The sequence below is a fragment of the Allomuricauda sp. TY007 genome (assembly GCF_010468565.1).
Taxonomy (GTDB): Bacteria; Bacteroidota; Bacteroidia; order Flavobacteriales; family Flavobacteriaceae; genus Flagellimonas.
In genome coordinates this window covers 82,702-95,761 of the sequence record NZ_WUEG01000006.1, presented here as the reverse complement: position 1 = coordinate 95,761, position 13,060 = coordinate 82,702, and the positions used below count along the sequence as shown (strand labels likewise).

The following is a 13,060-nucleotide window of genomic DNA, read 5'->3' as shown; positions in this document are numbered from 1 at the left end:
CTTAACTAAAGTGATACTACCAAATTAGCCTGAACTTCCCGATATTTCAACAAATAAAAGCCAATACTATAAATTAAAACCACAACCAATGAATGTAGCTCCGAAAGATAAAAACGCATGGCTGTGGATTCCCTTTTTATATTTCACCCAAGGGATTCCCTACATTTTGGTGGTAACGGTTTCCGTAATCATGTACAAGCGTTTGGGCATTGGCAATGCGGAAATAGGCTTGTACACAAGTTGGCTGTACCTCCCTTGGGTCATCAAACCCTTGTGGAGTCCCATTGTTGATTTAAATGGCACGAAAAGAAAATGGTTTTTGGGCATGCAATTGGTGGTTTCCCTGGCATTTTTGGGGATTGGACTCTTTTTACCGTCAAATTCGTTCTTTATCATAACGCTAGCATTCTTTTGGATGGCCGCCTTCGCCTCTGCCACCAATGATATTGCCTCGGATGGGTATTATATGATTGGCCTCACCCAGAAAAAACAATCCTTCTTTATTGGACTTCGTAGTACTTTTTACCGATTGGCCATGGTTACGGGGCAAGGGCTTTTAGTGATTTTTGCAGGTTTTTTGGAGAATCAATACGGGGACAATACCAAAGCATGGTCCGTAACCATGATCAGTGCAGCGATTTTAATGCTTGCTTTAACGGTATCCAACTTTTTTACCGCCCCAAAGTTTGAAGAATCAACAACCGAACCTAAGGATAAACCAGCAGGATTCTTCGAGGTATTTGCCAGTTTTTTCAAAAAACATCAAATTGGAGTAGCCTTATTGTTCATATTAACATACCGTTTGGGCGAATCACAATTGGTAAAAATGGCATCCCCCTTTTTACTGGATGAGTTACAAGTTGGCGGATTGGCGTACTCCACTGAAGCCGTGGGTACCATTTATGGTACTGTTGGTGTAATTATGTTGTCGCTCGGAGGAATTCTTGGCGGAATCCTGATTTCCCGGGACGGCCTTAAAAAATGGATGCTGCCCATGTTGCTTGCACTCAATTTGCCCAACGCACTTTATGCTATATTGGCCATAACACAAACCACCAGCATATATGCAGTGGTCGGTACCGTTGTGCTTGAACAATTTGGGTATGGTTTCGGCTTTGCCGCTTTTATGATGTACCTTATTTATGTGGCCGAAGGAGCCTCCAAAACATCGCACTACGCCATTGCCACCGGGTTAATGGCCTTGGGCATGATGCTGCCCGGAATGCTGAGCGGATACATTCAAGAATGGTTGGGCTACGACGGCTTCTTTATCTGGGTGGTAATTGCAGCCTTGCCTGCTTTTCTGGTGCTTCGCTATTTAAAATACCCCGCAGATTATGGTAAAAAACAGTAGAATCCAATGACTAAAACCCAACAAGCCTACACACTTCCAAAAAACACACTGACTTTAAAACAAAAAGTGGGACAATTGTTTATGCCCGCTGTTTTTATCAACGATACCGAAGATGAGGTGCGAAAAATGGAGAAGCTCATCAAGGAACATCATATCGGTTCTATCTGTTTTTTTCACAGCAGGGCCAGTGCGGCCACCAATTTTGAAGGAAAGAAAAAGGTGACTCATAACGAAAAAAGCTACGACCGTTTGTTGGAGCTTATTGCACGGTATCAAAAAGCTGCCAGCGTACCTTTGCTTGTTGCCATTGATGCCGAGTGGGGACTTGCTATGCGTATTGAAAACACACCACAATACCCTTATGCCATTACTTTGGGCGCTTTGACCGACAATAATGACCTAATTTATAAAGTAGGCGAAGCTATTGGAAACGATTGCAGACAAGCCGGGATACAATGGAATTTGGCCCCGGTGGTCGATATCAACAATAATCCTGAAAATCCCGTAATCGGGTATCGTTCTTTTGGGGATGATAGAAATAGTGTATTCCATAAAGCGGAAGCATTCCTAAAAGGAATGGCCAAGAGTGGAACCCTAAACTCCATCAAACACTTTCCCGGTCATGGTGATACGGCAACAGATTCACATTTAGGGCTACCTGTAATCGACAAATCGCTGGAAGAATTGATGGAAAATGAGCTTTATCCCTTCAAAAAGGGAATTGAATCAGGGGTGGACTCTGTGATGGTAGGCCATTTGCTCCTACCTCAGTTGGATGCTGAAAATCCATCTACTACTTCTTCCAAAATCATATCGGATCTGCTCAGAAAACAATTGGGTTTTGATGGAGTTGTAATTTCTGATGCGTTGAACATGCATGCGGTGTCCAAAAAATTTCCTCAAAAAGGAGCCTTGGAAAAAGCTGCTTTTAATGCAGGTATGGACGTGCTTTGTTTTAGTGAAAATGTGGCCGAGGGCATTGATGGGATATTGGCAAGTGCTTCAGAGGAACGAATCCAAGAAAGTTTTGAAAGAGTCTGGAACTTAAAACACAAAGTGTTTTCTGAAAAAGCGCCATCTAACGATTCTAGTTTTGATATAAACTCCAAGTTAAACCGCAAAATTGCAGCACAAAGCATCACGGAATTGTATGGAAATGAATCAACCGTAGAGGAAATAAAATCTTCAAACTTCTTGAATGTTTCTGTGAATTCTGGCAAGGAAAATAGCTTTTCGGAACAAATTTCATCCAATTTTGGTTCAAAGGAGGTTGATTTGGATACGGCCCTAAATTCCAACGATCAAAATGTATTGCTGAGCATTTTCCCTCCAGCCGTAAAACCCAAAAACCAATTTGGTTTTGATGAAAGTACGTTGACCACTATCCATAAATTGGTGGAGAAGAAAAATACCTTAATCTATCTTTTTGGAAATCCGTACGTACTGGATATTTTAAAATTGAAGCCATCATCCAATGCCGTATTGGTGTATCAAGATTTTCTGGAATTTCAAGAAGTTGCTTTTGAGCACTTTTGCGATAAAATTGAAGCTAAAGGGAAACTCCCCATCCAACTAAAAACCTTTCAGCCATGAATGTTTATAAAGTCTTGGGATTGATGTCCGGAACCTCTCTCGATGGGTTGGACATTGCTTATTGCCATATTTGGATAGAAGATGGAAAATGGAGCTTTTCCATAAAAGAAACTGCTGAGGTCGATTATTCCAATGAAATGCGGGAATACCTCAAAAACGCAATTCATCTTTCCGAAGAAGAGCACGAGCAACTGCACAAGGATTATGGTATTTGGTTGGGACAGCAATCCAAATTGTTTATGGATGAATTGGGCGAAGAGGTCGATTTTATTGCCAGTCATGGGCACACTTCGCACCACCGACCAGAAGATGGTGTTACGTTTCAATTGGGCGATGGACAGCTATTGGCCAATACATCCGGCAAACAAGTGGTCTGCGATTTCAGGACCAAGGATGTGTCCCTAAAGGGACAAGGCGCTCCCTTGGTGCCCATTGGCGATAAATTGCTGTTCCATGAATACGATTTTTGTTTGAATTTGGGAGGCATCAGCAATATTTCTTTTGAAAAAGATGGCGAACGCATTGCTTACGACATCGGATTGGCGAATATGCCTCTGAATTACATTACCCATAAAATGGGATTGGCCTATGATGAAGATGGTAAATTGGCGCGTTCGGGAAAGCTAAATCGCTCACTACTCCAAAAATTAAACAGTTTACCTTATTATAGTCTACCTTACCCAAAATCCACAGGATATGAATGGTTTACCTCGGAGATTGTCCCATTGATCGAGGCTTCCGAGATTTCCAACGCGGATTTATTGCATACGTTCATCCATCATAATTGCGAACAGATCGCATTTGCCGCCCTAAAACACAAGAACAATGGCAAATCCACCAACAAACTGTTGGCTACGGGAGGGGGTACGCTCAATCAATTCTTTATGGATACGCTCCAAATTAAACTGGGTGCCAATATTGAGGTTGTAGTTCCCAACAAAACGTTGATTGCTTACAAAGAGGCTTTGGTCTTTGCATTAATGGGCGTACTCCGCTTGGAAGGAAAAACCAACGTGTTGAAATCCGTTACTGGTGCCACTTCCGATTCGTGTAGTGGCGAGGTATTTTTTCCCAAAGAAAGCTAAGTCGTTGCCAAACGTTTTCTTTTGGGTTTATTCACCAAAAGAAAAATAGTCAAAGCACACAGTCCACAAATGGCCAAACCTGCAAAAAGGGGCCAAACTGTATCTTTTACAAATTCTCCGATAAAGGTTGCAATGGGAATGGATAGCAATGTCGACACAAACCCATTAATGGCTGCTCCAATTCCGGCGATATGACCGATAGGCTCCATGGCGATGGAACGGAAATTTCCCCACATAAATCCTAGACAGAAAAACTGAACGGATAAAAATCCGACCAAAATATAAATGCTTGGATTGGGGGCGTTGAGAAAAGCAATGGCGTAGGTCAGTGCTACAACGCAAAATACAATGGTTGCCATTAAGGACAACCTTCTTATACCAAAACGCATTACCAAGGTTCCATTCAAAAATGTGGAAAGTCCAATAGAAACCGCAAGGCCTGCAAAAATGTACGGGAATATTTCTTTTAAGGCATATTGATCTTCGAATATATGCTGGGCAGAACTCAAATACACCAAAAATGCTCCCGTTACCAAACCAGATGTCAAGGTAAAGGCAACTGTCTCTTTATATTTTATAAACTCCTTTACACCATCAATAAAAACGTGCCTCGTAAAGGGGATTTTATATTCTGGGTGCAGGGTCTCTCTTTGTCGTTTCCAAAACCACACGGCAATCACAAGTACAAAAAACATTTGCACATAAAAAATGGCTTGCCAACCTGCTGCGTCCAAAATCAGTTTACCCACTGCGGGGGCCACAACTGGCACCAAAATAAAAAAAGCGGTGACAAAGGACATTATTTTGGCCATATAATCGCCCTCGTATGTATCCCGAATAATGGAGATGGAGATGGTTCGGGGTGCGGACAATCCAATTCCCTGTAAAATCCTTCCTACGACCATTACTTCCAAAGATGGGGCATACAAACAGATGATACTTGCAATCAAAAAGATGGTGAAACCCATATAAACCACTGGCTTACGTCCAAAACTGTCGGATATAGGGCCAAAGAACAATTGCCCCACGCCCAGTCCCAAGAAAATCATGGTTACCAACAATTGATTATCCGTAGGGTCGGTGCTATTAATGGCAGTCCCAATGTTGGAAATTGCTGGCAAGATAGCGTCAATGGCCAAGGCTACAATAGACATCAAAGCGGCCATCATGGCCACAAACTCAAAGTTGGGTTTTTGATTTAACTTTTGCATTCGGCAAAATTAGGCATACCCAACGGATCAGTAAAGCTTTTAAGAAAGGTTTAATCATAAGAAAACATATCCAACGTTGTAGTTTGAGATTATCGATGCTTTAAGGGAATATCTCCTTCCAAATCCGTTCAAAAAATCAGACAACCCTTATCTTTAAAGCTAAATTAACCAAGTAATGAAACAATTAAAAACCTTAGTGGTCGGATGCGGTAATATGGGAACTTCCCATGCCCGTGCCTATCACCAGCTAGATGGATTTGAAATAGTGGGATTGGTAAGTCGTGGTACCAAAAGTAGGGAACGCCTTTCCAAAGAATTGGATGGAGCACCTACTTTTTCGGATTATGCCGAAGCATTAAAAACGACCCGAGCCGATGTGGTTTCCATAAACACATACCCGGACACACATTACAATTATGTTAAAATGGCGCTTGAGGCCAATGCCCATGTTTTCGTAGAAAAACCGTTGGCTTTGACAGTGGAAGAAGCACAAGCACTGGTCGATCTTTCCCAAAAGCAGAATCGCAAAATGGTTGTGGGCTATATTTTGCGCGTACACCCTACCTGGACCAAGTTTACAGAAATGGCGCAGACCTTGGGCAAACCCCTGGTGATGCGAATGAACCTGAACCAACAAAGCTCGGGGGAACAATGGTACACCCACAAACAGTTGATGCAATCCATGTCGCCCATTGTGGACTGTGGCGTACATTATGTGGATGTGATGTGTTCCATGACGCGCTCCAAACCCATTAGCGTTTCTGCCATTGGTGCCCATTTGTCTGATGAAGTGGATTCCAAAATGTACAATTACGGCCAGCTACAGGTACGATTTGAAGACGGCTCCGTGGGTTGGTACGAAGCAGGTTGGGGCCCCATGATGAGCGAAACCGCATTTTTTATCAAGGATGTTATTGGCCCAAAAGGTTGTGTATCCATTAGTGATGCTGATAAAGGTGCATCTGAAGATATTGAAGGACATACCAAAACGGGAAGTTTAAAGTTGCACCATAGTGAGCTCGATACCAATGGCAATTTTACCAAAAAAGATGAAATTATCAGCACAACGGATGAACCCGACCATGACGGGCTTTGTTTACTGGAACAAAAATACCTGTTGGACGCCATTGTAAATAACCGCGACCTGACCCATCATTTAAATGATGCCGTCAACAGTCTTAAGATTGTGCTGGCTGCGGATGAATCTGTTAAAACGGGGAAGACGGTGATGTTATAGGCTGAATTGTCAATTCCGAATTGCTACCGGTCAGTAGTAAGATAGTATTGCAGTTACTTTAGTTTCTATAAATTTTATGGATGATTTTTTCTCAGGCCCCCACATTGGGGAGAAGTTTCCCTCCTTTATAGAGATTAAGGGAGGGCGTGGTATTATAAATGCATTAAGAAGAATCCTTCTTTTTTCCATAAGAATGAATAGACAAATCCTTCCGCTCCATTAAAAACAATGATTCCATGTCAATTCAATTTTAGATTGGCTAGGTATTTAGTAGATTTGGGAGGAAACCAACTATTCTACTAACTCATGACCTTAAAACAACGTTCTTTTTATTTTCTTTTTTCATTTTTACTTACCTGTACCACATTTGCACAGGATTTTGAAGCACTACAATACCGAACCATAGGACCTGCTAGGGGAGGAAGGGTAACAACAGTTACCGGTACGCCAATGCTGCCTGGGACTTTCTATTTTGGCGCCACAGGTGCCGGGGTATGGAAAACCGATGATTATGGTACCACTTGGAACAATGTTTCTGATGGATATTTTAAAACCCCATCAATCGGAGCCATAGAAGTGGCGGCCAACGACCCCAATATTGTTTACGTAGGAACTGGTTCCGATGGAATCCGAAGTAACATAATTTCTGGTAAGGGGATGTACAAATCCATTGATGCTGGAACAACATGGGAACATATCGGCTTGGAAAATGCTGGCCAAATAGGTGCCGTGGAAATAGACCCAACAAACAGTAATATTGTATGGGTGGCAGCCATTGGAAATGCATTTAAACCCAACGAAGAACGAGGAATTTTTAAAACTACCGATGGCGGAAAAACTTGGGAAAAAGTCTTGTATGTGTCCGATGAAACCGGTTTTGCCGATTTGGAATTGCTGCCAGGCAATCCAAATGTAGTATATGCTGCCGCTTGGAAAGCCCGTAGAACTCCGTGGACCATTGATTCGGGTGGCAAAAACAGCGAAGGCGGAATCTACAAATCCATTAATGGGGGAAAAGATTGGGAAAAACTGGAAAACGGTCTTCCCGAAGGATTGATAGGTAAAATTGATTTAGCCGTTTCCCCGATAGATTCAAGAATACTATATGCCGTTATCGAAGCACCGGGCGAAGATAGGGGATTGTACAAATCGGTAGACCAAGGAAAGTCATTTACACACGTTTCAGATGATGTACGTTTGGTGAACCGACCATTTTACTATACTAATATTGAATTGGACCCTACCAACCCCGATATAGTATACTCCAATGCCAACCCTTTGATAAAATCTGCTGACGGGGGAAAAACTTGGAAACGTATGAGCGTTCCCCATGGCGACAACCACGATATTTGGCTCAACCCAGATAACCCCGATTTATTGATCCAATGTAACGATGGCGGGGCCAATGTGTCCCATAACGGAGGTGAAACATGGTCTACACAGTACAATCAGCCTACGGCGGAAATCTACCAAGTTGCTGTGGATGACCAGTATCCGTATTGGGTGTATGGAGCCCAGCAGGACAATACCACCTTGGCCATCCCAAGCAGGTCGCCCAAAGCCACGACCACGCCCAATGAAAGCATTATGATGAATGTCGGTGGTTGCGAAACGGGCCCTGTGATTCCCATGCCGGGCAATCATTATATTGTTTATAACAACTGTAAGGGGCGTTTTAGCGTGTATAGCAAAAAAACAGGGCAAAGCCGTGAATATTCCATTGGTGCATCCAATATTTACGGACACAATCCTAAAGACTTAAAATACAGATTCCAGCGGGTCGCCCCAATCCATGTATCTCCTTTTGATTCAGAAGTGGTGTATATGGGGTCGCAATATCTCCATAGAACAAATAATGGTGGAAAAAACTGGGAAATTATCTCCCCAGACCTAACTGCCAATGAGCCGGATAAGCAAGTTATTTCAGGAAACCCCATTACTCGCGATATTACCGGAGAAGAATATTACAGTACCCTTTACTCCATCAGGGAGTCAAAAATAAGCCAGGGCATAATATGGACGGGCTCCAATGATGGGGTTATTTCCATTACCAAAGATGGGGGCGAAACTTGGAAAAATGTTACGCCTAAAAAAATGCCAAAAGGCGGTAGGGTAGAATCCGTGGAACCATCGCAGTTCAACCCGGCCAAAGCATATATTGCGGTTGATCGCCATTTACTGGGAGATACAACACCTTACTTGTACAAAACGGACGATTATGGTGAAAGTTGGGAGTTGATCAGTACCGAATCCAACGGAATACCATCCGATTATACCACAAGGGTGCTAAGAGAAGACCCTGTTCGCGAAGGACTGTTGTATGCCGGGACCGAGTTTGGAATGTTCGTATCGTTTGATGACGGCGGAACTTGGAAGAAATTCCAGCAAAACCTACCTGTAACCCCGATTACGGATATTACGCTTTTCCGTGGAGATTTAATTTTGAGTACCATGGGACGTGGTTTCTGGATTTTGGACAAGGTTACTACCCTTCAAGATGAGAATATTACACAATTGGGCGATACACCAGTCTTATTTAAGCCCGATAATACCTACAGATACCAAACACCTCGGGGAGGGGGAGATTTTCCTGAATATCCATCAACCAGTCTGATTATTGATTACTACCTGCCCTCTGATATCAAGGAAGGCGTAAGTCTTCAAATTATGGATGCACAAGGTAAAGAGGTGGCAACCATTGTCAGTGATTCCACTAAATTGAAATCCACCACAGAAAAAGTGGAGGACATGAGCCTTAGCATGACCTTTGTTTACATGGATGAAAAACTGGAGACCAAAAAGGGCATTAACCGTTTTGAATGGAACCTCCAGCAAAAAGGAGCTTGGGCAAAAAACAAGAAAAGACGCTACAAAAACGGGCCAATGGTATTGCCAGGAAAGTATACCGCTAAATTAACAATTGGCAATCAGTCTTTCGAGAAACCTTTTGAAATCCTTATGGATCCTAGACTGGAAGAAGAAGGAGTTTCCTTGTCAGATATGAAAGAACAACAAGAGCTTCAGTTTAAGGTAATCAATTTACTATCGGAAGCTAGACAACTTCAGGATAAGGTTGAGGAAAAAATCAAGGAACTTGAAAAAAATAAAGTGGGTGAAGCAGCATTGAAGCCATACAAGGATGCATTAAAACAACTCAAAAATGATGAGGGAGCCTATCCAGAAGTGGTAATGGTAGCCCAAATTTCATATCTGTACTATATTTTAAGCAGTGCCGATAAAGCGCCAGGGCAAGAAGAAAAAGACAGCTATCAAGAGCTGTTGGCCCAATTCAACGAGCTCAAACAAAAAGTTGACCTGTAATATAAAGAACTGTCAAAAAAATCAGTACAATGTCAATTCGAGCGCAGTCGAGAATTTAATGATTGCTGTTAATCAATAGGTTTTGTCTTTAGTTTATCCTGAGCGTAGTCGAAGTACGACACGGAATCCATATAACGAGACCCTGAAACATCCCCGACAACTACCGGGAAAATGTGACAAAAAATAGATTTCTCGCCGTCCCCATTCGACTGCGCTCAGGGTGACAGCTCGAAATGACCCACGATAAAATTGGTGTGATTCGTGTAATTCGTGTCAGACTATAAAGAACAATTTAAGATGGTTCTCTTAGTAAGCAGTTGTCATTCCGTGCGATTGCTGAGCGTAGCCGAAGGACTCAACCTGACAAAATTTGAGCTTACATCTACAATCAATGCAGTTCCTCACAATGAAAACCATTGCTGTGCAGTAGTGAGGCAATGGATGGAGCCGGTACCCCTTGGGTCTCGACCCGGAGAATGTTGTCACAATCCTCCAGGTCAAAGTTCCAACACCCATCCTTGTTCACTAATTGGTTCAACAGGGGACGTAACTGTCTTACTTGCGATTCGCCCCAAACGGACGTTTTGAATACCAAAATAGTCTTCATCCCATGTAAAATCTATCGTTCGTAGAAAAATGGAGGTTCAACTTCCAAGGCCCTCAAATAAACATACCCTTGTCCACGGTGGTGGATCTCATTGTCAATAAAATAAAAAATGGAAGATTGTACGGTACCTTCATACTGCCCAAAGAGTTTTACATGCTCTTGAAAACGCTCCAAGTCAATCTGGCTCCAGAGCTTATTGATTTCTTCCGTGTCTTGGTCCCATTTTTCCAAAAACTGGGCCTTTGTGCTGCCATAGTCCTTGTTTTCATCAAAATCACCGATTTTGCTCGAAACAATTTCGGTAAGTCCGGGAACGGCAATGGCAAAAAGCTCCTTTACCATCTCGGAAAAAGGACGCATTCCGCCAATACTGTAATTAAAGAACTCTTTTTCCGGAAAGGCTTCGATTACCCTTCGGGTAAGTGCTCTATGGCCTTGGTAATGTTCCAACAATTGTGTTGAGGTAATAACTTGTGCTTCAGTTTGCTTTTTAATGGTGTTTTCCATGATGCTTTGTTTTTTAAAGGTTTATTGTTTCTGACACCAAAAGTAGGAGGGGGGTGTGACAGCCCTTTGTCAGTAGAAAAAAATGGGTAGAAAAAAAAGTTCATGACAAGCAGTTGTCACTCTACGTGCCTAGTTTTGACATGGATTTAATAGTAAAAATGAATCAAGATGAGCAAGAAAAGATCTCCCGTCCTTGGATTGAAATCCTATCTTTGGGAGATAGCTCACACAATTATGGGAATGGATACCGCAAAACGTTTTGATAGGATAGTTGCCATTTTAATACAGTTGCAATCCAAGCGGATTGTAAAAGCCCAAGAACTGGCTGACCGATTTGATGTGAGCCTACGTACCATTTACAGGGACATTAGGACTTTGGAAGCCTCGGGCGTACCTATAGTAAGCGAGGCAGGTGTAGGATATACCATTATGGAAGGGTATCGTTTGCCCCCGGTAATGTTTACCCGTGAAGAAGCCGGAAGTTTTGTGGCCGCAGAAAAGCTGATGCAAAAATTTACCGATAAGTCCCTTGGCGCGTATTATGAATCCGCCATGTATAAATTGAAGTCAGTGCTAAGGGGAAAGGAAAAAGATTGGGTGGAAACCTTGGAGTCCCAAGTGTCCATAGTACCGGGACAAGTTCTGTTTAACGAAAAGGTACCCAATGCCCTTGAAATTTTGTTCGAGAGCATTGCCGAACGGAAGCAGGTTTTTTTAAGATACGAATCATTGCGGGAAGAAACCCCATCCGAACGTAGGATAGAACCCGTTGGGCTTTTTCATGAAAATGGATTTTGGTACATATTGGGCTATTGTCATTTGAGGACAGATTACAGGCATTTCCGAACGGATAGAATTCACCGAATAGCTCGAACATCATTGGATTTTATGTTGGAACACGGTACTATTGATGAGCACCGAAAGAAAAGAGAGGAAGTCAACAAAACAAAAGTGAAAATATTGGTCGATAAATCTATTGCCAAGTATATTCGCAATCAAAGCAAATACTATGGCCTTATTTCAGAGGAAGTCAAAGGAAAAGAAGTGGAAATGACCTTTATGACAACCGATTTGGAAAATGGCTTTGCCAGATGGTACCTGATGTTTGGAGATTATGCCAAGATCGTTGAACCCAAAGCATTAAAAGAAAGAGTGGCTGATATCTTGAAAAAGAGCCAGAGTATGCTAACGAACTAATTGTTTTGCCCAAATAGTTAGCAAGATTCGGGTTTTATCGCCCTCATGTACCGTGTACTTTTGTTTCAAATAAGCTAAACCATGAGTACGCAAGCAGAATTCAATTACAATAGAGTGGCAAAGGCCATTGAATTTATACGAAGTAATTTTCAGGAGCAGCCTTCTTTGAACGAGATTGCAGCATCCATTCATTTAAGCCCTTATCATTTTCAACGGTTGTTCACGGAATGGGCAGGAGTGAGTCCCAAAAAGTTTATGCAGTATATCAGCGTTGAGTATGCAAAAAAACTATTAAAAGAAAGACAGGTTACATTACTGGAAGCCGCTATGGAAACTGGTTTTTCGGGCACCGGAAGGCTTCATGACCTTTTTGTGAGCATTGAGGGGATGACACCGGGAGAATACAAAAATGGGGGAGAAAGCTTGGAAATCAATTATAGTTTTGCGGAAAGTCCTTTTGGCAAACTGATTGTTGCTTCCACCCAAAAGGGTATTTGCCATATGTCCTTTATCGATGATGGGCAAAAAGCATTTGATGACCTAAAGTTGCGTTTCCCCAATGCCACATATCGCCAGTTTTTGGATAAGCACCAACAGGATGGACTGGCCATTTTCCAAAACGATTGGAGCAAACAAGAACAGATTAAGTTGCACTTGAACGGTACGCCATTTCAATTAAAGGTCTGGGAAACCCTGCTCAAGATTCCAAGCGGCAGCCTGTCTGTATATGGGGAGATTGCTCAAAAAATCGAAAGGCCCAAAGCTTCCAGAGCGGTAGGGTCGGCAATAGGTAAAAACCCCGTTGCCTTTTTGATTCCATGTCACAGGGTCATTCAATCATCTGGCAAAATAGGGGGATATATGTGGGGCAACACAAGAAAAAGTGCCATTATAGGATGGGAAGCTGCCCAAATGGCCTCAACCGAGTAAAAAAATACAAACATCAAT

At 42.4% G+C, this 13,060-nt stretch carries 10 protein-coding genes; 7 read left to right on the top strand and 3 right to left on the bottom strand.

Going from position 1 to position 13,060, the window contains the following annotated elements; all coding sequences use genetic code 11:
• The first annotated feature begins 88 nt into the window (after positions 1–88).
• Genes GO009_RS08260 through GO009_RS08250 form a run of 3 tightly spaced genes read left to right on the top strand, consistent with a single transcriptional unit; the run spans position 89 to position 4,032 of the window.
• Positions 89–1,354 (top strand): MFS transporter, encoded by a 1,266-nt coding sequence (locus GO009_RS08260; RefSeq protein ID WP_163625740.1) that lies wholly within the window; start codon positions 89–91, stop codon positions 1,352–1,354.
• 6 nt (positions 1,355–1,360) lie between these two features.
• Entirely contained in the window at positions 1,361–2,947 is a 1,587-nt protein-coding gene (locus GO009_RS08255; protein WP_163625739.1) for a glycoside hydrolase family 3 protein, read from the top strand.
• On the top strand, positions 2,944–4,032 hold the full coding sequence (locus GO009_RS08250; RefSeq protein ID WP_163625738.1) for an anhydro-N-acetylmuramic acid kinase: 1,089 nt from the start codon (positions 2,944–2,946) through the stop codon (positions 4,030–4,032). Before GO009_RS08255 ends, GO009_RS08250 begins: the two co-directional genes overlap by 4 nt.
• On the opposite strand, the gene GO009_RS08245 is transcribed toward GO009_RS08250, so the two are convergent.
• Complete coding sequence (locus GO009_RS08245) at positions 4,029–5,243, bottom strand: multidrug effflux MFS transporter (protein WP_163625737.1); 1,215 nt, start codon at positions 5,241–5,243, stop codon at positions 4,029–4,031. The two genes, GO009_RS08250 and GO009_RS08245, sit on opposite strands and share 4 nt — an antisense overlap.
• A 175-nt stretch (positions 5,244–5,418) precedes the next feature.
• Here GO009_RS08245 and GO009_RS08240 point away from each other — a divergent pair, with 175 nt between their 5' ends.
• Both GO009_RS08240 and GO009_RS08235 read left to right on the top strand, forming a co-directional pair.
• Positions 5,419–6,480, top strand: a complete 1,062-nt coding sequence (locus tag GO009_RS08240; protein WP_163625736.1) for a Gfo/Idh/MocA family protein — start codon at positions 5,419–5,421, stop codon at positions 6,478–6,480.
• A gap of 306 nt (positions 6,481–6,786) precedes the next feature.
• Positions 6,787–9,801, top strand: a complete 3,015-nt coding sequence (locus GO009_RS08235; RefSeq protein WP_163625735.1) for a hypothetical protein — start codon at positions 6,787–6,789, stop codon at positions 9,799–9,801.
• Between the two features lie 388 nt (positions 9,802–10,189).
• Here the strand turns inward: GO009_RS08235 and GO009_RS08230 are convergent, their stop codons facing one another.
• Entirely contained in the window at positions 10,190–10,408 is a 219-nt protein-coding gene (locus tag GO009_RS08230) for a hypothetical protein (RefSeq protein ID WP_163625734.1), read from the bottom strand.
• A gap of 12 nt (positions 10,409–10,420) precedes the next feature.
• The gene (locus GO009_RS08225) at positions 10,421–10,915 is read right to left on the bottom strand and encodes a DinB family protein (protein WP_163625733.1); all 495 of its coding nucleotides are present in this window, start codon (positions 10,913–10,915) and stop codon (positions 10,421–10,423) included.
• 234 nt (positions 10,916–11,149) lie between these two features.
• Here GO009_RS08225 and GO009_RS08220 point away from each other — a divergent pair, with 234 nt between their 5' ends.
• Both GO009_RS08220 and GO009_RS08215 read left to right on the top strand, forming a co-directional pair.
• On the top strand, positions 11,150–12,112 hold the full coding sequence (locus tag GO009_RS08220) for a YafY family protein (RefSeq protein WP_203532418.1): 963 nt from the start codon (positions 11,150–11,152) through the stop codon (positions 12,110–12,112).
• An 81-nt stretch (positions 12,113–12,193) separates the two neighbouring features.
• Entirely contained in the window at positions 12,194–13,042 is an 849-nt protein-coding gene (locus GO009_RS08215; protein ID WP_163625731.1) for a methylated-DNA--[protein]-cysteine S-methyltransferase, read from the top strand.
• Positions 13,043–13,060: the final 18 nt, after the last annotated feature.